At 61.3% G+C, this 23,501-nt stretch carries 19 protein-coding genes and 1 tRNA gene; 4 read left to right on the top strand and 16 right to left on the bottom strand.

The features are described 5' to 3' along the window. The 5 genes from AC1DB0_RS29725 to AC1DB0_RS29705 form a co-directional block, all read right to left on the bottom strand. The coding region (locus AC1DB0_RS29725; RefSeq protein WP_441372500.1) for a GTP-binding protein at positions 1–148 on the bottom strand (148 nt) is incomplete at its 3' end. 75 nt (positions 149–223) lie between these two features. Then, positions 224–2,326 carry an elongation factor G gene (fusA, locus tag AC1DB0_RS29720; RefSeq protein WP_054428133.1) on the bottom strand — a complete coding sequence of 701 codons (2,103 nt, stop codon included), beginning with the start codon at positions 2,324–2,326 and terminating at the stop codon, positions 224–226. 18 nt (positions 2,327–2,344) lie between these two features. Next, positions 2,345–2,815 carry a 30S ribosomal protein S7 gene (gene rpsG / locus AC1DB0_RS29715; RefSeq protein WP_050450091.1) on the bottom strand — a complete coding sequence of 157 codons (471 nt, stop codon included), beginning with the start codon at positions 2,813–2,815 and terminating at the stop codon, positions 2,345–2,347. A 165-nt stretch (positions 2,816–2,980) separates the two neighbouring features. Then, on the bottom strand, positions 2,981–3,358 hold the full coding sequence (rpsL, locus tag AC1DB0_RS29710; protein ID WP_005017264.1) for a 30S ribosomal protein S12: 378 nt from the start codon (positions 3,356–3,358) through the stop codon (positions 2,981–2,983). 546 nt (positions 3,359–3,904) lie between these two features. After that, positions 3,905–4,606, bottom strand: a complete 702-nt coding sequence (locus AC1DB0_RS29705) for a response regulator transcription factor (protein WP_054428134.1) — start codon at positions 4,604–4,606, stop codon at positions 3,905–3,907. A 267-nt stretch (positions 4,607–4,873) separates the two neighbouring features. Between AC1DB0_RS29705 and AC1DB0_RS29700 the strand changes: the two genes are divergently transcribed. Genes AC1DB0_RS29700 through AC1DB0_RS29690 form a run of 3 tightly spaced genes read left to right on the top strand, consistent with a single transcriptional unit; the run spans position 4,874 to position 9,080 of the window. Then, positions 4,874–5,581, top strand: coding sequence for a response regulator transcription factor (locus AC1DB0_RS29700; protein WP_054428135.1), 708 nt, complete (start codon positions 4,874–4,876; stop codon positions 5,579–5,581). A 36-nt stretch (positions 5,582–5,617) separates the two neighbouring features. Beyond that, complete coding sequence (locus tag AC1DB0_RS29695) at positions 5,618–6,727, top strand: FecR domain-containing protein (protein ID WP_175170417.1); 1,110 nt, start codon at positions 5,618–5,620, stop codon at positions 6,725–6,727. Between the two features lie 10 nt (positions 6,728–6,737). After that, on the top strand, positions 6,738–9,080 hold the full coding sequence (locus AC1DB0_RS29690) for a CHASE2 domain-containing protein (protein ID WP_476758535.1): 2,343 nt from the start codon (positions 6,738–6,740) through the stop codon (positions 9,078–9,080). 36 nt (positions 9,081–9,116) lie between these two features. On the opposite strand, the gene AC1DB0_RS29685 is transcribed toward AC1DB0_RS29690, so the two are convergent. Beyond that, positions 9,117–10,415, bottom strand: coding sequence for a serine/threonine-protein kinase (locus AC1DB0_RS29685; RefSeq protein WP_476758534.1), 1,299 nt, complete (start codon positions 10,413–10,415; stop codon positions 9,117–9,119). Positions 10,416–10,570: 155 nt separating this feature from the next. Between AC1DB0_RS29685 and AC1DB0_RS29680 the strand changes: the two genes are divergently transcribed. Next, positions 10,571–10,963 (top strand): TssQ family T6SS-associated lipoprotein, encoded by a 393-nt coding sequence (locus AC1DB0_RS29680; protein ID WP_476758533.1) that lies wholly within the window; start codon positions 10,571–10,573, stop codon positions 10,961–10,963. Positions 10,964–11,091: 128 nt separating this feature from the next. On the opposite strand, the gene rpoC is transcribed toward AC1DB0_RS29680, so the two are convergent. The 10 genes from rpoC to AC1DB0_RS29630 all read right to left on the bottom strand — a co-directional run. Further along, positions 11,092–15,336, bottom strand: coding sequence for a DNA-directed RNA polymerase subunit beta' (rpoC, locus tag AC1DB0_RS29675; RefSeq protein ID WP_054428139.1), 4,245 nt, complete (start codon positions 15,334–15,336; stop codon positions 11,092–11,094). After that, positions 15,336–19,448, bottom strand: a complete 4,113-nt coding sequence (rpoB, locus tag AC1DB0_RS29670) for a DNA-directed RNA polymerase subunit beta (RefSeq protein WP_054428140.1) — start codon at positions 19,446–19,448, stop codon at positions 15,336–15,338. The genes rpoC and rpoB overlap by 1 nt, the downstream gene beginning before the upstream one ends. Positions 19,449–19,609: 161 nt before the next feature. Further along, positions 19,610–19,990: a 50S ribosomal protein L7/L12 gene (rplL, locus tag AC1DB0_RS29665; protein WP_006216571.1), complete on the bottom strand. Its 381-nt coding sequence runs from the start codon at positions 19,988–19,990 to the stop codon at positions 19,610–19,612. Between the two features lie 82 nt (positions 19,991–20,072). Beyond that, positions 20,073–20,597 carry a 50S ribosomal protein L10 gene (rplJ, locus tag AC1DB0_RS29660; RefSeq protein WP_054428141.1) on the bottom strand — a complete coding sequence of 175 codons (525 nt, stop codon included), beginning with the start codon at positions 20,595–20,597 and terminating at the stop codon, positions 20,073–20,075. Positions 20,598–20,871: 274 nt separating this feature from the next. After that, positions 20,872–21,573 (bottom strand): 50S ribosomal protein L1, encoded by a 702-nt coding sequence (gene rplA / locus AC1DB0_RS29655; RefSeq protein ID WP_054428142.1) that lies wholly within the window; start codon positions 21,571–21,573, stop codon positions 20,872–20,874. A 2-nt stretch (positions 21,574–21,575) separates the two neighbouring features. After that, entirely contained in the window at positions 21,576–22,007 is a 432-nt protein-coding gene (rplK, locus tag AC1DB0_RS29650; protein WP_046806050.1) for a 50S ribosomal protein L11, read from the bottom strand. A 62-nt stretch (positions 22,008–22,069) separates the two neighbouring features. Next, positions 22,070–22,603, bottom strand: coding sequence for a transcription termination/antitermination protein NusG (gene nusG / locus AC1DB0_RS29645; RefSeq protein ID WP_006216576.1), 534 nt, complete (start codon positions 22,601–22,603; stop codon positions 22,070–22,072). Between the two features lie 9 nt (positions 22,604–22,612). Next, the gene (gene secE, locus AC1DB0_RS29640; RefSeq protein WP_054428143.1) at positions 22,613–22,993 is read right to left on the bottom strand and encodes a preprotein translocase subunit SecE; all 381 of its coding nucleotides are present in this window, start codon (positions 22,991–22,993) and stop codon (positions 22,613–22,615) included. Positions 22,994–23,057: 64 nt separating this feature from the next. Beyond that, a tRNA-Trp gene (locus AC1DB0_RS29635) sits at positions 23,058–23,133 on the bottom strand. Between the two features lie 164 nt (positions 23,134–23,297). Continuing rightward, positions 23,298–23,501 (bottom strand): EF-Tu C-terminal domain-related protein (locus tag AC1DB0_RS29630; RefSeq protein ID WP_476757452.1); only part of this gene is annotated, 204 nt, incomplete at its 5' end.

Genomic DNA, 23,501 nt, shown 5'->3' with positions numbered 1-23,501 from the left:
TCTGGTCGTAGCCCTTGGCTTCGCCACCGAACTTGTTCGACAGAACGGTCGTGATAGCTGCCGTCAACGTCGTTTTGCCGTGGTCAACGTGACCAATCGTACCCACGTTCACGTGCGGCTTGGTACGTTCAAACTTGCCTTTTGCCATGATCTCTATCCTTTAACTTTCAAGGAAACTTGAATCTGCCAGGCCGCCCGGATGAGCGGACCTGGCTAGGGTTATTTACTTGGCCCGAGCGGCGATGACTTCGTCAGCGACGTTCTTGGGGGCCTCGGAGTAATGCTTGAATTCCATCGTGTACGTGGCACGACCTTGCGTCAGCGAACGCAGGTTCGTGGCGTAACCGAACATCTCGGCCAGGGGCACTTCAGCCTTGATGGTCTTGCCGCCACCAACCATGTCATCCATACCTTGGACCATGCCGCGACGCGAGGACAGATCGCCCATCACGGTACCAGCGTAGTCTTCCGGCGTTTCGACTTCAACGGCCATCATCGGTTCCAGCAGCACGGGGCTGGCCTTGCGCAGACCTTCCTTGAATGCCATGGAGCCGGCCATCTTGAACGCGTTTTCGTTCGAGTCCACATCGTGGTACGAACCGAAGAACAGCGTGCATTTGACGTCGACGATCGGGTAGCCAGCCAACACGCCCGAAGGCAGCGTTTCCTGGATGCCCTTGTCCACCGCGGGGATGTATTCGCGAGGAACCACACCGCCCTTGATGGCGTCCACGAATTCGTAGCCACCGCCAGGAGCCAACGGCTCGACCTTCAGCACCACGTGACCGTACTGGCCACGGCCGCCCGACTGCTTGACGAACTTGCCTTCAACTTCTTCGCAGGTCTTGCGGATGGTTTCACGGTAGGCCACTTGCGGCTTGCCGACGTTGGCTTCAACGCCGAACTCACGCTTCATGCGGTCGACCAGAATTTCCAGGTGAAGCTCGCCCATACCGGAAATGATGGTTTGGCCGGATTCTTCGTCGCTGCGCACGCGGAACGACGGATCTTCCTGAGCCAGACGCGACAGCGCCAGACCCATCTTTTCCTGGTCAGCCTTCGACTTCGGTTCCACGGCCTGCGAAATCACGGGCTCGGGGAAAATCATGCGTTCGAGCAAGATGTGGGAGTCGATGTCGCACAGCGTTTCGCCGGTGGTCACGTCTTTCAGACCCACCACAGCAGCGATGTCGCCTGCCAACACTTCCTTGATTTCTTCGCGGTTGTTCGCGTGCATCTGCAGAATGCGGCCGATACGTTCCTTCTTGCCCTTGATGGGGTTGTAGACCGTATCGCCCGACTTCAGAACGCCCGAGTAAACGCGCACGAAGGTCAATTGACCCACGAACGGATCGCTCATCAGCTTGAATGCCAGCGCCGAGAACTTCTCGTCGTCGTTGGCTTCACGCGTGACGGGATTGCCATCGTCGTCCTGGCCGTCAACCGCGGGAATATCCACGGGCGAAGGCAGGTAGTCGATGACCGCGTCCAGCATGCGCTGCACGCCCTTGTTCTTGAAGGCGGTGCCGCACAGCATCGGCTGGATTTCGCCAGCGATGGTGCGTTGACGGATGGCCAGGTTGATTTCGGCTTCGTCCAAGGAACCCGTTTCCAGGTACTTGTTCATCAGCTCTTCCGACGACTCAGCGGCGGCTTCAACCAGCTTCTCACGCCATTCGTTGGCCAGACCTTCCAGCTCAGCGGGAATCTCGTGGTAGTCGAACTTGATGCCTTGGCTGGCTTCGTCCCAAATGATCGCCTTCATCTTGACCAGGTCGACCACGCCTTGGAACGTGTCTTCGGCACCGATCGGGATCACGATCGGCACGGGATTGGCGCGCAGGCGGTTCTTCAGCTGGTCATAGACCTTGAAGAAGTTGGCGCCGGTGCGGTCCATCTTGTTGACGAAGGCCAGACGCGGCACGCCGTACTTGTTGGCTTGGCGCCACACGGTTTCGGACTGGGGCTGAACACCACCCACCGCGCAGTAAACCATGCAAGCACCGTCCAGGACGCGCATGGAACGTTCCACCTCAATGGTGAAGTCCACGTGACCCGGGGTGTCGATGATGTTGATGCGGTGTTCGGGATAGTTCTTCGCCATGCCACGCCAAAACGCCGTCGTAGCTGCCGACGTAATGGTGATGCCACGCTCTTGCTCTTGTTCCATCCAGTCCATGGTGGCTGCGCCATCATGCACTTCGCCAATCTTGTGATTGACGCCGGTGTAGAACAGGATACGTTCGGTCGTGGTGGTTTTCCCTGCATCGATGTGCGCAGAGATACCAATGTTGCGATAGCGCTCGATCGGGGTTTTGCGGGCCATGGTGGATTAGTCCTTAAATTACCAGCGGAAATGGCTGAAGGCCTTGTTGGCCTCTGCCATCTTGTGCGTGTCTTCGCGCTTCTTCATCGCGGCGCCACGACCTTCAGCGGCGTCGATCAGTTCGCCAGCAAGACGCAGATCCATCGACTTTTCGCCACGCTTCTTAGCGGCTTCACGGAGCCAACGCATAGCCAGGGCCAGGCGGCGCACGGGGCGCACTTCAACCGGCACTTGGTAGTTGGCACCGCCAACGCGGCGGCTCTTGACTTCGACGATCGGCTTGATGTTGTTGATCGCCAGGCTGAAAACTTCGATCGGCTCTTTGCCGGTCTTGGTTTGCACTTGCTCGAGGGCGCCGTAAACGATGCGCTCGGCGACGGCCTTCTTGCCGTCCAGCATGACGACGTTCATGAACTTGGCGAGTTCGACGCTGCCGAACTTGGGATCGGGCAGAATCTCGCGCTTGGGTACTTCGCGACGACGGGGCATTGTTGCTTCCTTGTGTCTGTTCAGTTGAACCGTGTTCATTACACGGCCATGGCCGCCCATTGGGACGACCCCTTACGTGCCGCGCTCCATCCCAGAAAACGGAGGGCGCGGTCGCACTTCCCTAGTGACGGACTTCCGCCACGCGGGGGTACTGCTGACTCGTTATTAAGCCTTCTTCGGGCGCTTGGCGCCGTACTTCGAGCGGGCTTGCTTACGATCCTTGACGCCTTGCAGGTCGAGGGAACCGCGCACGATGTGATAACGCACACCGGGCAAGTCCTTCACACGACCGCCACGCACCAGAACCACCGAGTGCTCTTGCAGGTTGTGGCCTTCACCGCCGATGTACGAAATGACTTCGTAACCGTTGGTCAGACGCACTTTGGCAACCTTACGCAGAGCGGAGTTCGGCTTCTTGGGGGTGGTGGTGTACACGCGAGTGCACACGCCGCGGCGTTGCGGGCAGTTTTCGAGCGCGGGGCTCTTGCTTTTGATGATGCTGACTTCGCGCGGCTTGCGCACGAGTTGGCTAATGGTAGGCATGACCTTTGAAATCCCTTTTACGTACCACTGGTAAGTACTTACGTACTCGTCTCCTCAAGCAGTGATCTTTCGGAGAAGGCAGTTCGCGCAAAACCGCCTCAAACGTTCATATACGTAAAAGAGCGGGCTTGCCAACAAACTATGACAAACGCACAAAACTGGATGCGGCCGGGGCAGTCAGGACATATCGGGAAAGATGGACCCAAAAACAAAGGCTCGTGACGCACCTTGGTTCCAGGCCCTGGACAGGTCTTGAACTGTTTACCTTTTAGCGTACAGATTTTGCGCGCGAAATAAAGCAGTAAGCCCTTTAGCATAACTGAGATCTGGGCGCACTGTCAAAGAAATTTGTAAGCCCCACGACGCCGCGCGTTGCCGGCAGAAAGCGGGCAATTAGGCGCGGGTCGTGAAAAATGGGGCCACGTATCCGTGCAGATCCGGAAACCTGCCAAGGCGGCATTCAGGGCGCCGGCCCGGGTAAATCCCTGGCGGATTGCGCTAGGCGTGCTGGAGGCGCACCCGCGGAATTTTACGCGCGCGGCCCGGCTATTGGTCAGCGAATAAGTAACCGCTGCCGTACACCGTGCGGATCGGCAACATCACGCCCGCCAGTTCGGCCTTGCGGCGCAGGCGGCTGACGATCACATCAATGCTGCGCGAACCGCTGGAGCGAACGCCGCCGCCCTCCACCCGCAGTTCGTCGCCCAATTCCGAACGCCCGACGGCGCGGCCCGCCACTTCCAGCAGGGAACGCACGATCAACCGTTCATTGGCCGACAGTGAGATGGTCGCCCCCGACGGCGCGACGAGCGTCCAGCCCTGATCCCGCAATTCCCATTGGCCACTGATGGCTTCTTCGGGAATCGGCGCGTCCTGGCCGGCGGGCAGGCGCCGCGCCAGGGCCAGCAGAATGCACGCCAGTTCACGCGGGTCCTGCGGTTCAGTCAAACAAGCGTCCGCGCCGCTTTGCAGGCAACGCAGACGGCTGTCCACGGTCATGGAGCGGCCCGTCACCACAATTCCCATAGAGGACGAGCCGTGCAGCCGCGCGACCAGCGCATAACCAATTTCGCCCAACGTCCCCACATCCAGGACCACGGCATCGTAGGTGCCGCTATTGAGCAATCCGAACAGCTCCAGCGATGTCGAACAGCCCCGAGCGGAGATCCCTGCTTGCAACAGGGCGGACACAGCGGCGTTTCGAACCACTTCGTCCGGCGACATCATAAGTATGCGCAATTGATTCATAGCTATTTCCACCTCTAACCCGAAACTGCACCGCGTCGCCAATTTGTGACATCAGCGGGCCGGACAGTTGAGACAGTGTGGCGCGTTGTTACGCAACAACTCCAGTCAAGATTCGTTAACTTTGCAATGTTTGACAGTTCTTGCCATAACGTTGCCAGCGTTGCCTTTCTGCGAGTTATCATTCGTTTACACAATTTCGCTCACCCCTCTTGCAGTAGGGCGCCACAGGGCGCGCTTGCGTAGCAAGCCTTCGCGAGAACACGTCTGATGAAAATCGCGTCGCTGGAAGACGACCTTGATCAAGCCCGGCGCATCCAGCAAGTGCTGACCGCCGCGGGATACACCTGCACCAGTTATCACCAGAGCCGTGACCTGCTGGCCGCGTTGCGCACTGAGAGCTTCGATCTCGTGCTGCTGGACTGGCATCTGCCCGATATTGATGGCGACGATGTGGTGCGCTGGTTGCGCGCCAATATCGGCCCCCGCATTCCCGTGATCTTTCTGACCAATCGCGCAAGCGAGGACGATCTGGTGGAAGGCCTGCGCGCTGGCGCCGACGACTACATCGTCAAGCCGCTGCGCCCCCTGGAGTTGCTGGCCCGCGTCGCGGCGCTGCTGCGCCGCAGCCAGATCGCGGAGCCGGCCAACGATGCCTTCGACATTGCGCGCTACCGCATCGAACCTGCGGCACGCACGATCTCGCTTGATGGAAATGCGGTCACGCTCGCGCCAAAAGAATTCGAACTGGCGCTGCTGTTCTTCCGCAATCTGGGCCGCTTGATGTCGCGCGATGTGTTGGCCGAATGCGTGTGGAACCGGGAAATTCCCGCCACCTCCCGCACGCTGGATACGCACTTGTCGAACATTCGCCAGAAGCTGCAACTGCGTCCCGAAAACGGCGTGCGCCTGAGTTCGTCCTATGCCCTTGGATATCGGCTTGAGCTGATCAGCGCCACCGAAGACAGCCCGTCCTGAACACGACGCGCGCCCCCCTCTGGAGAACCGATCGTTATGAGCCGCTGTCGCGCGCTTTCTTTGCCTGTCCTGCTGTCTTGCGCACTGCTTTCCGCGCCCGCGCTCAGCCAGCCCGCTGGCGCACTGGGTGAAGACTTCATCTATCGCGTCCGCCAAGGCGACACGCTGATCAACCTGGCCACGCAGTACACGCGCAACCAGGCCAACTGGGCGTCATTGCAAACGTTAAACAAGGTGGTTACGCCGGAACGCTTGCCGATCGGGCTGGAACTGCGTATTCCGCTGTCGATGATTCCTGAACGCGCCGCGCAGGCGCGCGTGGTTCACGTCAGCGGCCAGGCCAACACCGATGGAAAGGCCTTGCAAGCGGGCGCGAACCTGGCCGAAGGCAGCACCGTGGTGACGTCGCCCAACGGCTTTGTGACGCTGGAATTGGCCGACGGATCGAAGCTCACCCTGCCCGCCGGTGGCTCCGTCGAATTGACGCGCCTGCGCCAGTTTGAAGGCACCGAGCTGACCGACTCCGTCATTCACGTGCAACGCGGCAGCGTTGAATCCACGGTCGCGCCCACCGGGCAAGGCGTGGGCCGCTTTGAAGTGCGCACACCGGTCGCGGTGACCGGCGTGCGCGGCACCCGCTTCCGTGTGCAAAGCGGTGCGGGCGGCGTGCATAGCGAAGTGCTGGAAGGCAGTGTGCGCCTGCAAGCTCACGCGCCAGGCACCGCCCCCGCCAAACCGGTTGCCGTCGCGCGCGGCTATGGCGCAGCGGTCCACAATGACGGCAGCGTGGCAGGCGTGCGCGAGCTGCTGGCCGCGCCGCAACTGGGCACGCCCGAACGCTCGGGCGGCGGCGCATGGACCAGCGCCTTCGCCCCCATTGCCGGAGCGCAAAGTTATGTGGTGCGTGTATCGCGCGACGCCGAGGGCGCCCTGCCCGTTTCGTCCGTGAGTTTTCCCACGAATGCCATCCACTTCACCGCCCCCGGCCCCGGCACCTACTACGTGTCGGTGCGCGCCATCGACGACCTGGGCTTGAGCGGCCAGGACGCCGTCGCCACGTTTGAGGGCGCGAACCAGCTGATGACCTCATTCGGCCTGGGAGTCGCCAGCGGCACGGGCGGACTCATTACGTTGACCGAGTACTAGAGACCGCCTCATGGCCGACGCCACCGACGCCCTTGACCGGACCTCGCGCTCAGGGCTGTGGCTGACGGTGATGCTGGCAGTGCTGGCGGCCGTGCTGGGCTCGTTCAATGGACTGGGCCGGGTCGATCAGATTCTCTACGATCGCGCCGTGACCCTGACCGGGCGCCCCGCCGACCCCGACATTCTGATCGTCGCCATCGACGACACCAGTATCGACACGCTGGGACGGTGGCCATGGCGCCGCGCCATCCACGCAGCGATACTGGACCGGCTGCAAGGCGCCCGCGCGGTTGGGCTGGACCTGATCTTCGCGGAAAGCGATACGGTCAATCCCAACGACGACCTGATCCTTGCCAATAGCATCCGGCGCAACGGGAAAACCGTTTTGCCGATCGTGCTGGACCGGCTCAATCATCCCTCGGCGATCGGTGCGCCCATCCCCGGCCTGGCCAATGCCGCGGCGGGCAGCGGCTTCATCAATGCGCGAATCGACCCGGATGGCGTCGTCCGCGAAGCCACGCTGATGACGCACTACGCCAGTGACCGCCAATATCATCTGGCTATCTCCATGCTGGAGGTCGGCGGCCAGAGCGAACAAGCGCAACGGCTGCTGCAACGAGCAGGCCCCGACGGCACCATCCTCATTCCCTACTCCGGGTCCACCGCGCACATGCGCACGGTTTCGTATCTGTCGGTGCTGCGCGGCGAGGTCTCGCCCGACGAGCTGCGGGGCAAATACGTGCTGGTCGGCGCCTGGGCGACGGGACTGGGCGATGCCTACCCGACGCCGGTATCGCATGATCTCAGCGGCATGTCCGGTGTGGAGATCATCGCCAACCTGTTGCAAGCGGCGCGCGACGACATTTCATACCAGCGCCCCGCCGCGCCATGGAACGCGCTGTTCTCCGCCCTGCCCGTGCTGCTGGCCTGCCTGGCGCTGTGGCGCTTGTCACCCAAGCGCGCGCTGCTTGTCAGCATTGCGCTGTTCGCCTGCATCCTGCTCGTGTCGTGGCTGCTGCTGGCTTACGCCTATTTGTGGTTTGCGCCGACCTCGGCCTTAGTGGGAGTCGCGCTTTGCTACCCGCTTTGGAGCTGGCGTAGCCAAGAGGCCGCGCTGCGCTACATGGATCACGAACTGCGGCGCCTTCAACGCGAATATCCGCCGGTGCTGAACGAAGCACGCGCACAGCAAACCGGGCCGAGCGCATCGCTGGAAAGCCGGGTCGGCGAATTGCAGCGTGCGCTGGAACGCGTACGCAACCTGCGCCGCTTCCTGGCCGATGGATTGGACGGCATGCCCGACGCCACGCTCGTCTTCGATCAAGACGGCCGCATGCAATTCCGCAACCAGGCCGCGGTGATGTATTTCCAGCGCCTGGGCATGCGGCCGCCGCGCGTCGGCCACCCGGCCACCCATTTGCTGGAAAAAACCATCTCTGACGACCTGACGCGGCAGCGCGTGGCCGAAGCACTAAATGGCCAGCGTTCGACGGAGGACTCGTCTCCCTGGACCGCTGACCTGGAAGTGCGTGACTACGCGGGCCGCGACCTGATCCTGAAGTGCGCCCCCATCCATACCGCCGAAGGCCGGTTCGCAGGCACCGTCGCGACCCTGACCGATATCTCCCGCATCCGGCAAGCCGAGCGCCAGCGCGAAGAGACCCTGCGCTTCATCTCGCACGACATGCGCGCGCCGCAAAGCTCCATTCTTGCGCTGGTGGAAATGAAGCAGGAAAGCGGCGCGCCGGATGGCCAGAGCGAGACGCTGTCGCGCATTGCCATGCTGGCCAACCGCACGCTGCATCTGGTCGATGACTTCGTGCATTTGACGCGCGCGGAATCCATGACGATCAGCGCGGTCGAGCTGGATCTGGGCAGCCTGCTGCAAGACGGTGTGGACGAATTCTGGGCGTCGGCCCACAAGCGCGATATCACGCTCGGCTTGCGGATGCCGCTGCCCGCGGCTTACTCGCGCGGAGATCAGACCTTGCTGATGCGCGCGTTGTGCAACCTGATCGACAACGCCATCAAATACAGCCCCGCGCACTCGCGTATCGAATGCGGCATCGAGGACGCGGCCGGCTTCTGGCGCGTCAGCATCCGAGACCAGGGTCAGGGTATTGCCGATGCCGATCTGGCGCAGTTGTTCGAGCCCTTCGCCCGAGTCGCGGTTGAAACCAAGGGCGACGTGGGCGGGGCGGGACTCGGCCTGGCGTTTGTGCGCACGGTGGCCGAACGCCATGGCGGATCAGTGGAAGTGCAAAGTGAACTAGGCGCGGGCTCGGTCTTCACCTTGTGCCTGCCCATCGCGCCCGAATCGCAAGACCCGCAGGAAGCCGCGCAAGCGGGCTGACGCCGCGCCTGCCTATCCTTGCTTCGCTTTGGATGCCTACTGGAAGACGTGAGAGATCACCGCGGGCTTGCCCGCCTTGATCTCCAGCGTGCCTCGATACGGCGGCAAATCCGCGTTGCGCAGCACCACCTGGTACTTGCCCGGGATCAGCCGCAATTCCTTGACGGGCGGGCTGATGCCGCGCGCAATGCCGTTTACCCAGACCTCACCCCAAGGGCGAATGTCCAACCGCACCGTGACCGGCACAGCCAAGGGTTTGGGTTTGGCGACTTCCTCCGCGGGCGCGACGGGAATCGCGGGCTCTTGCACGGCAGGCGCTGCCGGCTCGCTGCGCAACGCCGACGGGTCGGCAGACGCGCCAAGGCCATTTTGCGCCGCCAACTGCGTCGACGACGAAGACTCACCCTGCGCCGCAGGTGACCCCGGAGGTTGCCACTGCGCGGTTGGCAACGACGAGGTCGCGGCAACGACAGGCGGCGCAGCAGGCGGTGGCGTCGTGACGGCGGGTGGCGCAAGGGGATGGTCCGCCGGTGGATTTGGCGTCACGACCTCAGATCGGGTGATCAGTGCGTTGGGCGTATGCACACCCCACTGAAACCACCCATACGTGCCGATGCCGATCAACGCCACCAAGCCCAGTAGCGCCAACAGGGGACGACTTCGTCGAACGGGTCTGCGTACCGGTGCAGAGGCGGCCGGGGCGGCATAGGCGCCGCCAGCGGCATTATCCGCTTCGGTGGGTGCAGGCTCGATATAGGCGGCAACGCCCAACAAGGCAGCCAGTTCGGCCAGCGTTTGCGGCCGGTCGGCCGGCGTCATGACCAGGCCCGCATCGATGACGCGCAAGAACTCCGGGCTGTACTTGGACAAGCCCAGCGATGTTAAGGGCTCGTAGGTATCGGTGGCGCGGCGTTCGGGCGCGGGCGGCGGGCGGTGCCCGGTCACCAGTGCGTGCATCACGGCGCACAGCGCGTAGATGTCACTCCAGGGGCCGCGCGGCCAATCAATGGAATCGGTATACAGCTCGAACGGCGCGAAACCGGGCGTCGGGCTGCGGCTGGAGCGCCGCGACCGCGCAACGACCAGCTCGGGCAGCAGGTGGGCGCGAGCGCCCTCATCCATACCCACCGTATCCAGCGAAATATCCCCACAGATCTCACCCTGTGCATGCAAGGCGATCAGCGACGGCAGCAAATCGGACAGCAGCCGCTTGATGCGCGTTTCCGGCACGCCGCCCGCCGTGCTGGCGGCGATCGCGCTCAATGGACGCAGCGCTAACGGCGCGGCTCCTGAGAAGGGGCCACGCGGCGTCAGCAGGCCGGTGGGGGAGGACATGATCGGAATTGCGCTCATGCGCGAAAATCGTGCAAAGGTTGAATAGGTTGAATATTATCCAATCCGCAACACCAGGACATTGCCGAAAATGTCCGAGCGCATCAGGCTGTGGCACGATAGCGCATCGCCCACCCCCCTATTTCCCCTAATAAGCTATGAAAATTCGCCTTCTGAGCAGTCTGCTCGGCGCGTCGATGGTCCTGGCGGGCTGCGCCGGCGTCCAACAGCAACCGGAACCCCCCGCCACGCCCGAAGCGTTGGCGCAATTGCAACAAGTCCGCGACACCTACGGCGCCGGGCGTTACGGCGAGGTCATTCGCACTGTCGCCACCTCGGACACCTTGGCAACATCCACCAAAGCGGTGCGTATCGAAGCGTACAAGCTGCAAGCGTTCAGCTATTGCGTCACCCGCTACGCGCAGTTGTGCGAAGACAGCTTCGTGCGCATTCTGACGTTGGACTCCTCATTCGAACTTGCGCCGAACGAAGCGGGCCATCCGTCCTGGGGCCCCGCCTTTCAGCGCGCCCGGGCGCAAACCGCGAAGTAATCCCCGCGCGCGACACTCGCCCAAAAATCGGGCAAAAAAAAGGCCGCTGATTCGCATCAGCGGCCTTTTTGTTTACCGTCCCCACGCCGGTACGGCGCGCGGGGATCGGTAAGGGTCCGGAATTCCGCTTATTCGGCGGAGTCCTCGGTGCCAAGGTCGGCAGCCGGGGCTTGCTCGTCCGCACCCACCGTAACCGGTGCGTCTTCGAACGGGTTGGCCTGCTGGCGAGCGGCTTCGCGTTCCGCTGCCTCCAGCTCTTCCTTGTCGCGGCGTGCATGGTGGTAAGCCAGGCCGGTACCCGCCGGGATGAGGCGGCCGACGATGACGTTTTCCTTCAAGCCACGCAGGTCGTCGCGCTTGCCCATGATGGCGGCTTCGGTCAGGACACGAGTGGTTTCCTGGAACGATGCGGCCGAGATGAACGAGTCGGTCGACAGCGAGGCCTTCGTGATACCCAGCAGCACGTTGTCGTACGTAGCCGGGATACGCTCTTCGGCAGTCATACGGTCGTTGGCGTTCAGCAGTTCAGAGCGCTCGACTTGCTCGCCCGGGATGAACTCGGTATCGCCAGCATCAACGATGTTCACACGGCGCAGCATCTGACGAACAATCACTTCGATGTGCTTGTCGTTGATCTTCACGCCCTGCAGACGGTACACGTCCTGCACTTCGTCGACGATGTACGTCGCCAGCTTCTCGATGCCTTGCAGGCGCAGAATGTCGTGGGGATCGGCCGGGCCGTCCACAATCATTTCGCCCTTGTTCACCACTTGGCCGTCGTGCACCAGAACCTGCTTTTCCTTCGGAATCAGGAACTCGTGGCTCACGCCTTCCAGGTCGGTGATGACCAAACGCTGCTTGCCCTTCGTGTCCTTACCGAACGAGACCGTACCAGTGACGTCGGCGAGCATGCCGGCGTCCTTCGGCGAACGGGCTTCGAACAGTTCGGCCACACGCGGCAGACCGCCGGTAATGTCGCGGGTCTTTTGCGATTCTTGCGGAATACGCGCCAGAACTTCACCCACGGCAACCTGCTGGCCGTCGCGCACGGTAATCAGCGCGCCCACCGGGAACGAGATGTTCACCGAGTGATCGGTGCCGGCGATCTTGACGTCTTCGCCGTTCTCGTTGACCAGCTTGATCTGCGGACGCATGACGATCTTGCCGCCACGGGTCTTCGGCGTGATGACGACGAGCGTCGACAGGCCGGTGACTTCGTCCACCTGCTTGGCAACGGTCACGCCTTCTTCGATGTTCTCGAAGCGGACGGCGCCACCGTATTCCGACACGATCGGACGGGTCAGCGGGTCCCACGTCGCCAGACGTGCGCCAGCCTTCACGGCTTCGCCATCGCCCACCAGCACGGTCGCGCCGTACGGGATCTTGTGGCGTTCGCGTTCGCGGCCGTTGTCGTCGAAGATCGCCAGTTCGCCCGAGCGCGAAATCGCCACACGTTCGCCCTTGGCGTTCGTGACATAGCGCATCGTGCTGGCAAAACCGACCAGACCGCTGGACTTGGTTTCCACCGCGCTGGCCAGAGCCGAACGCGACGCCGCGCCACCGATGTGGAACGTACGCATCGTGAGCTGCGTGCCCGGTTCACCGATGGACTGAGCAGCGATAACGCCAACTGCTTCGCCCTGGTTGACCGGCGAACCGCGACCCAGATCGCGGCCGTAGCAGTGTGCGCACAGACCGTGACGCGTTTCGCACGTCAGCGGGGTGCGGACCTTGACTTCGTCCACGCCGATGCGGTCGATGGTGTCGACCAGATCTTCGTCCAGCAGGGTGCCGGCGACGATGGCCGTTTCCTGCGTGTCCGGATTGATGATGTCCACGGCGGCAACACGACCCAGGATGCGGTCGCGCAGCGGTTCGATGACTTCACCACCTTCCACCAGGGCCTTCATGTTGTAGCCCAGCGACGTACCGCAATCGTCCTCGGTAATCACCAAGTCTTGCGTCACGTCKACCAGACGACGAGTCAGGTAACCCGAGTTTGCGGTCTTCAGTGCCGTATCAGCCAGACCCTTACGCGCGCCGTGAGTCGAGATGAAGTACTGAAGCACGTTCAGACCTTCACGGAAGTTCGCGGTAATGGGCGTTTCGATAATCGAGCCGTCCGGCTTGGCCATCAGGCCGCGCATACCAGCCAGCTGGCGGATCTGGGCGGCCGAACCGCGGGCGCCCGAGTCAGCCATCATGTAGATCGAGTTGAACGATTCCTGGCGAACTTCTTCGCCGTGACGGTTCACAACCGGCTCGGTAGCCAGTTGTTCCATCATCGCCTTGCCGACCTTGTCGCCAGCCTTGCCCCAGATGTCCACAACGTTGTTGTAGCGCTCTTGGGACGTGACCAGACCCGACGAGTACTGCTTGTCGATTTCCTTCACTTCGCGGCTGGCTTCAGCCAGGATGCCTTCCTTGGCGGTCGGGATCAGCATGTCGCCCATGGCGATCGAGATACCGCCGCGCGTGGCCAGCTTGAAGCCGGACTGCATCAGCTTGTCGGCGAAGATCACCGTGTCGCGCAGGCCGCAACGGCGGAACGACTGGTTGATCAGGCGCGAGATTTCCTTCTTCTTCAGTGCCTTGTTCAGCACCGTGAAGGGCAGGCCCTTCGGCAGAATTTCGGACAGCAGCGCGCGGCCAACCGTCGTCTCGTGACGGCGGATAACCGGTTGCCATTCGCCAGCCTCGTCGCGCTCGTGCTCTTTCAGACGCACGGTCACGCGGGATTGCAGCTCGACTTCGCCGTTGTCGTAGGCGCGTTGCACTTCAGCGACGTCGGTGAAGAAGATGCCTTCGCCGCGGCCGTTGATGCGCTCACGCGTCGTGTAGTACAGACCCAACACGATGTCTTGGGACGGCACGATCGACGGTTCGCCGTTGGCCGGGAACAGCACGTTGTTCGACGCCAGCATCAGCGTGCGCGCTTCCAGCTGGGCTTCCAGCGACAGCGGCACGTGAACAGCCATCTGGTCACCGTCGAAGTCGGCGTTGAACGCCGCGCAAACCAGCGGGTGCAGCTGGATGGCCTTGCCTTCGATCAGGACCGGCTCGAACGCCTGGATGCCCAAACGGTGCAGCGTAGGCGCACGGTTCAGCATGACCGGGTGTTCGCGGATGACTTCTTCCAGGATGTCCCAAACCACCGGTTCCTGGCTTTCCACCAGCTTCTTGGCAGCCTTGATGGTCGTGGCCAGGCCCATCATCTCCAAACGATTGAAGATGAACGGCTTGAACAGTTCCAGGGCCATCAGCTTGGGCAGACCGCACTGGTGCAGCTTCAGCTGCGGACCCACCACGATGACCGAACGGCCCGAGTAGTCGACGCGCTTGCCCAGCAAGTTCTGACGGAAACGACCGCTCTTGCCCTTGATCATGTCGGCCAAGGACTTCAGCTGGCGCTTGTTGGCGCCCGTCATGGCCTTGCCACGGCGGCCGTTGTCCAGCAGCGAGTCAACGGCTTCCTGCAACATCCGCTTTTCGTTGCGCAGGATGATTTCCGGCGCCTTGAGCTCCAGCAGGCGCTTCAAGCGGTTGTTGCGGTTGATGACGCGGCGGTACAGGTCGTTCAGGTCGGAGGTCGCGAAGCGGCCGCCGTCCAGCGGCACCAGCGGACGCAGGTCCGGCGGCAGCACGGGCAGCACTTCCATGACCATCCACTCGGCCTTGATGCCCGACTTCTGGAAGCCTTCCAGCACCTTCAGGCGCTTGGAAATCTTCTTGATCTTGGCTTCCGAGCTGGTGGCCTTCAGTTCGCCGCGCAGCGTTTCCACTTCGCGGTCGATGTCGATGGTGCGCAGCAGTTCGCGCACGGCTTCCGCGCCCATCAGGGCACGGAAGTCGTCGCCGTACTCTTCGGTCTTGGCGAGGAAATCGTCATCCGACATGATCTGGCCGCGCTTGAGCGGCGTCATGCCAGGTTCGATCACGCACCAGGCTTCGAAGTACAGAACGCGTTCGATGTCGCGCAGGGTCATGTCGAGCACCATGCCCAGACGCGACGGCAGGCTCTTCAGGAACCAGATGTGCGCGACGGGGCTGGCCAGCTCGATGTGGCCCATGCGTTCACGGCGAACCTTGGCGACGGTAACTTCAACGCCGCACTTTTCGCAGATCACGCCACGATGCTTCAAGCGCTTGTACTTGCCGCACAAGCACTCGTAGTCTTTGATCGGGCCAAAGATCTTGGAGCAGAACAAACCGTCACGCTCAGGCTTGAACGTGCGGTAGTTGATGGTCTCGGGCTTGCGAACTTCGCCGTAAGACCACGAACGGATCTTCTCGGGCGAGGCGATGCCGATCTTGATGGCATCGAATTGCTCGTCTTGCGAGACTTGCTTAAATAGGTCGAGTAGCGCTTTCATTAGTTACGCTCCAAATCCATGTCCAGGGCCAACGAGCGGATTTCCTTCACCAGCACGTTGAACGATTCCGGCATGCCGGCGTCGATGACGTGGTCGCCCTTGACGATGTTTTCGTATACCTTCGTACGGCCAGTGATGTCGTCCGACTTCACCGTCAGCATTTCTTGCAGGGTGTACGCGGCGCCGTATGCTTCCAGCGCCCACACTTCCATTTCCCCGAAACGCTGACCACCGAACTGCGCCTTACCACCCAGCGGCTGCTGCGTGACCAGCGAGTACGGACCCGTCGAACGCGCGTGCATCTTGTCGTCGACCAAGTGGTGCAGCTTCAGGTAGTGCATGTAGCCGACGGTCACGGGGCGCTCGAATTTCTCGCCCGTGCGGCCGTCAAACAGCCATGCCTGCGTACGCGAAGGCGTCAGTGCCATGCGCTCGGCGACGTCGTCCGGATAGGCCAGCTCCAGCATCGTGGTGATTTCCTCTTCGGTCGCGCCGTCAAAGACGGGCGTCGCGAACGGCACGCCGTTCTTGAGGTTCTGGGCCATTTCCATGACTTCTTCGTCGGTCAGCTCGTCGATGCGGGCGCCGGAACCGGTCGTGTTGTAGACCTTGTCCAGGTAAGCACGGACGTTCTTGACCTGCGCCGTGCGCTCGTCGCGCAGCAGATCGGCAATACGGTGGCCCACGCCCTTGGCAGCCCAGCCCAAGTGCACTTCCAGCACCTGGCCCACGTTCATCCGCGAGGGCACGCCCAGCGGGTTCAGAACGATGTCGGCCGGCGTGCCGTCAGCCATGTGCGGCATGTCTTCCACCGGGGTGATGCGCGAGACCACACCCTTGTTACCGTGACGGCCTGCCATCTTGTCACCCGGCTGCAGACGACGCTTCACGGCCAGGTAGACCTTGATCATCTTCAGCACGCCCGGGGGCAGCTCGTCGCCCTGCGTCAGCTTCTTGCGCTTCTCTTCGAAGGCCAGATCAAACTGGTGACGCTTCTGCTCCAGCGATTCCTTGGCTTGCTCCAGCACGACAGCGTGCGGCTCATCGGCCAGACGGATGTCGAACCACTGCCAGCGGTCCAGATCAGCCAGGTAAGCCTTGGTGATCGTGGCGCCCTTGGCCAGCTTGCGCGGGCCGCCGTTGACGGTCTTGTTGACCAGCATCTTTTCGATACGGTCGAACTGGTCGTTTTCAACGATGCGCAGCTGGTCGTTCAGGTCTTGGCGATAGCGGCGCAGTTCATCGTCAATGATGGACTGGGCGCGCTTGTCGCGCACGATGCCTTCACGCGTGAATACTTGCACGTCGATCACGGTGCCGGTCATGCCCGAAGGCACGCGCAGCGAGGTGTCCTTAACGTCGGACGCCTTTTCACCGAAGATGGCGCGCAGCAGCTTTTCTTCCGGCGTCAGCTGGGTTTCGCCCTTCGGCGTGACCTTGCCGACCAGCACGTCGTCGGCGCTGACTTCGGCGCCAATGTACGTGATGCCCGAATCGTCCAGACGGTTCAGTTGCGTCTCAGCCAGGTTGCTGATGTCGCGCGTGATTTCTTCCGGACCCAGCTTCGTGTCGCGAGCAACAACCGTCAGTTCCTCGATGTGCACCGAGGTGTAGCGGTCATCAGCCACAACCTTTTCGGAGATCAAGATCGAGTCTTCGAAGTTGTAGCCGTTCCACGGCATGAACGCGATCAGCATGTTCTGACCCAGGGCGAGTTCGCCCAGGTCGGTCGATGCGCCGTCAGCCAGCACGTCACCCTTGGCAACCTTGTCGCCACGCTTGACGATAGGACGCTGGTTGATGTTCGTGTTCTGGTTGGAACGCGTGTACTTGATCAGATTGTAGATATCGACACCGACTTCGCCGGCGACGTTTTCTTCGTCGTTCACGCGAATCACGACGCGCTCGGCGTCAACGTGATCGACCAGACCGCCACGCAGTGCCTGCACGGTCGTGCCCGAGTCAACGGCCACGGTGCGCTCGATACCCGTACCCACGACCGGCTTTTCCGGACGCAGGCAAGGCACGGCCTGACGTTGCATGTTGGCGCCCATCAGTGCGCGGTTCGCGTCGTCGTGTTCCAGGAACGGAATCAGCGAAGCAGCAACCGACACGATCTGCGACGGGGCAACGTCCATGTAGTGCACGTTGGCCGGCGAGGTCAACATCGTTTCGCCTGCTTCACGGCAAGCGACCAGGTCGTCAACGAAAGCGCCTTCCTCGTCCAGCGCGGCGTTAGCCTGCGCGATGACGTAGTGGCTTTCTTCGATGGCCGACAGGTAATCGATCTGCTCGCTGACGCGGCCGTCGATAATCTTGCGGTAAGGCGTTTCCAGGAAGCCGTACTCGTTCAAACGAGCGTACAGCGCCATGGAGTTGATCAGACCGATGTTCGGGCCTTCCGGCGTTTCGATCGGGCAGACGCGGCCGTAGTGGGTCGGGTGCACGTCACGGACTTCAAAGCCGGCGCGCTCGCGGGTCAGACCGCCCGGGCCCAGTGCGGAAACACGACGCTTGTGCGTGATTTCCGACAGCGGGTTGGTTTGGTCCATGAACTGCGACAGCTGGCTCGAACCGAAGAACTCCTTGATGGCAGCCGAGATCGGCTTGGAGTTGATCAGGTCGTGCGGCATCAGGTTTTCGGTCTCGGCTTGGCCCAGACGTTCCTTGACGGCGCGCTCGACACGCACGAGACCGGCGCGGAACTGGTTTTCGGCCAGTTCGCCCACGCAACGCACGCGACGATTACCCAAGTGATCGATGTCATCGATCTGGCCACGGCCGTTACGCAGCTCAACCAGCACCTTGATGGTTTCAAGGATGTCTTCGTTGGTCAGCGTCATCGGGCCGGTGATGTCTTCACCACGGCCCAGACGGCTGTTGACCTTCATGCGGCCAACGCGCGACAGGTCGTACGTCTCTTCGCTATAGAACAGACGCTGGAACAGCGCTTCCACCGCTTCTTCGGTGGGCGGCTCGCCAGGACGCATCATGCGGTAGATGGCAACACGCGCGGCCATCTGGTCGGCGGTTTCATCGGTGCGCAGCGTTTGCGAAATGTACGGACCACGGTCCAGATCGTTCGTGTAGAGCGCCTGGATGTCGTAGACGTTGGCTGCGCGCAGAGCGCCCAGCACGCTTTCCGTGATTTCGTCGTTGGCGTTGGCGATGACTTCGCCGGTATCTTCGTCAACGATGTTCTTGGCCAGCACGCGGCCGTACAGGAAGTCTTCCGGCACGGAGATGCGCTGGATGCCACCGGCAGCCAGGTCGCGCAAATGCTTGGCATTGATGCGCTTGTCTTTTTCGACGATGACCTTGCCATCGCGATCCGAGATGTCGAAGCGGGCCATTTCGCCCTTCCAACGCTCGGGCACGAATTCCATCATCGCGCCTTCGCTCTTCAGTTCGAAGTTATCGAAGTCGAAGAAGTTGGCCAGGATGGATTCCGGCGTCATGCCGATGGCCTTGCACAGGATCGTGACAGGCATCTTGCGACGACGGTCGACGCGGAAGAACAGGACGTCCTTCGGGTCGAATTCGAAGTCCAGCCACGAACCGCGGTAAGGAATCACGCGGGCCGAGAACAGGAGCTTGCCGGAGCTGTGCGTTTTGCCCCGGTCGTGTTCGAAGAACACGCCAGGCGAACGGTGCAGCTGCGACACGATGACACGCTCGGTGCCATTGATGACAAAGGAACCCGTGCCCGTCATGAGCGGAATTTCGCCCATGTAGACTTCCTGTTCCTTCACTTCCTTCACGGTCGGCTTGCTGACTTCGCGGTCAAGCAGMACCAGGCGGACCTTGGCTCGCAGGGGCGAGGCATAGGTCAGACCACGTTGCTGACATTCCTTGACATCGAACACCGGTTCGCCGAGCACGTAGCTCACGAACTCCAAGCGCGCCATACCGTTGTGACTAACGATCGGGAAAATCGACGAGAACGCCGCCTGCAAACCGTCGGCTACGCGATCGGACGGGGCGGTATCCGCCTGCAGGAAAGTTAGGTAGGATTGAAGCTGTGTCGCCAAAAGGAAAGGAACGTTTTGAACGTCTTCACGTTTGGCGAAGCTTTTGCGGATGCGCTTTTTTTCGGTGTACGAGTAAGGCATGAGCACTCCGACTCGAGGTTGCATGGGCCGTCAACCACGGCCCTAGGTGATACGACTCCAGGAAACCCCTCTGAAAGGGCATGACCCCAGTAGGGGTTTCCTGGAAACGCAAAAGCCCGGGGACTGCAAACTGTGCTGTCCCCGGGCAGTTGACGCAGGTCTTACTTGACTTCGACCTTGGCGCCAGCTTCTTCCAGCTTCTTCTTGGCGGCTTCGGCGTCAGCCTTGGCCACAGCTTCCTTGACGGGCTTCGGAGCGCCGTCAACCAGGTCCTTGGCTTCCTTCAGACCCAGACCGGTCAGCTCGCGCACGGCCTTGATGACGCTAACCTTGTTCGCGCCGGCTTCCAGCAGGACGACGTTGAACTCGGTTTGCTCTTCAGCAGCGGCGGCAGCGCCACCAGCGGCGGGAGCAGCAACAGCGACAGCAGCGGCAGCAGCCGACACGCCGAACTTCTCTTCCATTTCCTTGATCAGCTCGGACAGCTCGAGCACGGTCATGCCAGCGATGGCGTCAAGGATTTCAGCTTTGTTAAGTGCCATTTTTCAGAACTCCAAATATTTTGGTAATGCCAGGGTTTGGGTGTCGCTTCGTCGTTCAGCGAATTCCGGACAAGCAGGGCGATTAGGCCGCTGCCTTTTGGTCGCGCACAGCCGCGAGGCCACGGGCGAACTTGGTCGGAACTTCGTTGAGCGTACGCACGAATTGCGCGATGGGGGCTTGCATGGTGCCAAGCAGTTTCGACAGCAACTCTTCGCGGGACGGCATGGTGGCCAAGGCCTTCACACCCTCTTCGGTCAGCAGGTTATTGGGCAATGCGCCCGCCTTGATGACCAGCTTGTCGTTGCTTTTCGCGAAACCTGCGATGACCTTGGCCGCCGAAACCGGATCAGTGCTGATGCCATAGATCAGCGGACCGGTCAGTTGCTCAGCCAACGGCTCGAAAGCCGTGCCGGCAACAGCACGACGGGCCAGCGAGTTCTTCAGAACACGCAGATACACGCCCGATTCACGCGCAGTTTTGCGCAGTACGGTGACAGAGGCGACGTCCAGACCACGGTACTCAGCGATAACAATCGATTGGGCCTTGGCGACTTCAGCCGAGACTTCCTCGATTACCACCGCTTTCTCTTGACGATTGAGACTCACGGTTTGAACACTCCATCAAAAGACGCCTGGGGCCTGAGCCTTGCGCGTCAACCGAATGCGGCGCCTGGTCGAGTTCTTCTTGTAAAGAAATCTTCCTGGGGACGCCGTCTACGCTGGATCCGAACTAGATGAGCTTCGGGATTAAGCAGGGCAGCGGGGATGCTGCTTTCTGTACAGAAGGGAGAACCCTTCCACTACCCTTGCTCCAGCGGTCTTTGACAGCAACATCCGGAGGAATCCGGATGCAGCCCAAAGTACGTTTACTGCTGTTGGCTTAGTTGGAAGCCGACAGCGAGGCAATTTCAACGCGAGCACCGCCGCCCATCGTGGACGAGACGGCCAGCTTGCGCAGGTAAATGCCCTTGGCAGCTGCGGGACGGGCCTTTTGCAGAGCGTCGACCAGAGCAGCCAGGTTGGATTGCAGCTGAGCCACGTCGAACGACGCGCGGCCGATCGTTGCGTGGATGATGCCAGCCTTGTCGGTACGGTACTGAACCTGACCGGCCTTAGCGTTCTTCACAGCGGTAGCGACGTCCGGGGTCACGGTGCCGACCTTCGGGTTCGGCATCAGGCCACGGGGACCCAGGATTTGACCCAGGGCACCCACGACACGCATCGTGTCGGGCGAAGCGATGACCACGTCAAAGTCCATTTGACCGGCCTTGATCTGGTCAGCCAGGTCGTCCAGGCCAACGATGTCGGCGCCAGCAGCCTTGGCAGCTTCAGCCTTTTCGCCTTGGGCGAACACGGCCACGCGGACCGACTTGCCGGTGCCGGCGGGCAGAACGACCGAACCGCGAACCAGTTGGTCCGACTTCTTCGGGTCGATGCCGAGCTGCACAGCAACGTCGATCGATTCGTTGAACTTGGCGACAGCCGTTTCCTTGACCAGGGTCAGGGCGTCAGCGACCGGGTACAGCTTCGTACGGTCGATCTTTTGTGCAATAGCGGCGGCGCGCTTGGACAGTTTTGCCATGATTAGATCCCCTCAACCGTGATGCCCATGCTGCGGGCGCTGCCAGCGATCGTGCGCACAGCGGCGTCCAGATCAGCGGCGGTCAGATCGGGGCCCTTGGCCTTCGCGATTTCTTCAGCTTGAGCGCGCGTCAGCGTACCGACCTTGTCGGTATGCGGCTTGGGCGAACCCTTTTGCACGCCAGCAGCCTTCTTGATGAGGACCGTCGCGGGCGGGGTCTTCATGATGAAGGTGAAGCTCTTGTCCGCGAAAGCGGTGATCACCACCGGAATCGGCAGACCAGGCTCCATGCCTTGGGTCTTGGCGTTGAACGCCTTGCAGAATTCCATGATGTTCAGGCCACGTTGACCCAGTGCCGGGCCAATCGGGGGGGAGGGGTTAGCCTTACCAGCCGGTACTTGCAGCTTGATAAAGCCGACGATTTTCTTCGCCATGCTTTGCTCCTTGCGGGTTATAACGCCCGGACCTTACTGGCCTGGGCTCCCCGGGGTTGAAATCAGGTCTTTTCGACCTGGCTGAAATCGAGTTCGACGGGTGTGGCGCGACCAAAAATGGTGACCGACACGCGCACCTTGCTCTTTTCGTAATTGACTTCTTCGACGTTGCCGTTGAAGTCTGCAAACGGACCTTCCTTGACCCGAACCATCTCGCCCACTTCGAACAGAATCTTGGGGCGGGGTTTCTCGACACCCTCTTCCATCTGGGAGAGGATCTTCTCGACTTCCTTCTCGGAAATCGGGGTCGGACGGTTACCCGAGCCACCCAAAAAGCCGGTGACGCGGTTCGTATTTTTGACCAAATGCCACGTTTCGTCGGTCAGGTCCATTTCAACCAGGACATAACCGGGGAAAATGCGGCGTTCGGTGATCGACTTCTGTCCACCCTTGACCTCGACGACTTCTTCGGAGGGCACAAGGATTCGGCCAAAAGAGGTTTGCAAGGCCGCGCGCTCGATGCGCTCGACTAGGGCCTTGTGAACGCTCTTTTCCATGCCGGAGTACACATGGACGACATACCAACGCTTACTCATTCGCCGTCCTTATTTCCAGCCCAACAACAGGCCGTAAAGAATCCATTCGATGCCCTTGTCGAGCACCCACATGAAAATGCCCATGACAGCCACGAACGCAAAAACGATACCCGTCATCTGGGTCGTTTCCTTGCGGGTGGGCCATGCGACACGCTTGACTTCGTTGTAGGACTCGCTGGCAAAGCTCAAGGTGCGGCGGCCGGGTTCGCTGAACCAGGCAATGACGGCTGCGATGACGAGGCCACCGACAAACACGCCGATACGAGCAGGCATCGGCTGTGCGCTAAGCACGGAAAACCCGACGATGCCAGCAATAACGACGAGAACCGCCAGCCCGAGCTTGAGCCGGTCGGCGGTACTGGTTACGGTTTCTACGCTGGTATTAGACATATTGCGACGCGAGCCGCCGTGAATGCGTAACTCGCGATGATCTCCCGCGGGTTTATCCTGGCGGTGGCAGGGGCAGTAGGAATCGAACCTACAACCTTCGGTTTTGGAGACCGACGCTCTGCCAATTGAGCTATGCCCCTAAAACACTACTGGCTTGCACTACATTCACTGGCTTTCCGGGCCTTCACATGATCAGCTTCTAGCGCTGTTCACTGCGAAAGGTTACGGAGCCAAACATCATACCACTTTTACGGCAAAAATGGGTAGAGGGACTTTTCGTCCTCTCTACCCACTTGGGTATTGCTTACTTCAGGATCTTGGCGACGACGCCGGCGCCGACGGTACGACCGCCTTCACGRATGGCGAAACGCAGACCTTCTTCCATGGCGATCGGAGCCAACAGCTTGACCGTCATGGCCACGTTGTCGCCCGGCAGAACCATTTCCTTGTCGGCCGGCAGCTCGATCGTGCCCGTCACGTCCGTCGTGCGGAAGTAGAACTGGGGACG

The organism is Achromobacter sp. 10T422, assembly GCF_056394065.1.
Note: the sequence above shows the minus strand (reverse complement) of the source record. Positions and strands in the feature narration are given on the sequence as shown.

What these genes read in the sequence shown, in the direction of transcription:
- AC1DB0_RS29695 (WP_175170417.1), top strand. Translation starts at nt 5,618, where the DNA reads ATGAGCCGCTGTCGCGCGCTTTCTTTGCCTGTCCTGCTGTCTTGCGCA.
- rpsG (WP_050450091.1), bottom strand. Translation starts at nt 2,815, where the DNA reads ATGCCCCGTCGTCGCGAAGTACCCAAGCGCGAGATTCTGCCCGATCCC.
- AC1DB0_RS29700 (WP_054428135.1), top strand. Translation starts at nt 4,874, where the DNA reads ATGAAAATCGCGTCGCTGGAAGACGACCTTGATCAAGCCCGGCGCATC.
- fusA (WP_054428133.1), bottom strand. Translation starts at nt 2,326, where the DNA reads ATGGCCCGCAAAACCCCGATCGAGCGCTATCGCAACATTGGTATCTCT.
- AC1DB0_RS29680 (WP_476758533.1), top strand. Translation starts at nt 10,571, where the DNA reads ATGAAAATTCGCCTTCTGAGCAGTCTGCTCGGCGCGTCGATGGTCCTG.
- AC1DB0_RS29685 (WP_476758534.1), bottom strand. Translation starts at nt 10,415, where the DNA reads ATGTCCTCCCCCACCGGCCTGCTGACGCCGCGTGGCCCCTTCTCAGGA.
- AC1DB0_RS29690 (WP_476758535.1), top strand. Translation starts at nt 6,738, where the DNA reads ATGGCCGACGCCACCGACGCCCTTGACCGGACCTCGCGCTCAGGGCTG.
- rpsL (WP_005017264.1), bottom strand. Translation starts at nt 3,358, where the DNA reads ATGCCTACCATTAGCCAACTCGTGCGCAAGCCGCGCGAAGTCAGCATC.
- rplL (WP_006216571.1), bottom strand. Translation starts at nt 19,990, where the DNA reads ATGGCACTTAACAAAGCTGAAATCCTTGACGCCATCGCTGGCATGACC.
- secE (WP_054428143.1), bottom strand. Translation starts at nt 22,993, where the DNA reads ATGTCTAATACCAGCGTAGAAACCGTAACCAGTACCGCCGACCGGCTC.
- rplK (WP_046806050.1), bottom strand. Translation starts at nt 22,007, where the DNA reads ATGGCGAAGAAAATCGTCGGCTTTATCAAGCTGCAAGTACCGGCTGGT.
- rplA (WP_054428142.1), bottom strand. Translation starts at nt 21,573, where the DNA reads ATGGCAAAACTGTCCAAGCGCGCCGCCGCTATTGCACAAAAGATCGAC.
- nusG (WP_006216576.1), bottom strand. Translation starts at nt 22,603, where the DNA reads ATGAGTAAGCGTTGGTATGTCGTCCATGTGTACTCCGGCATGGAAAAG.
- AC1DB0_RS29705 (WP_054428134.1), bottom strand. Translation starts at nt 4,606, where the DNA reads ATGAATCAATTGCGCATACTTATGATGTCGCCGGACGAAGTGGTTCGA.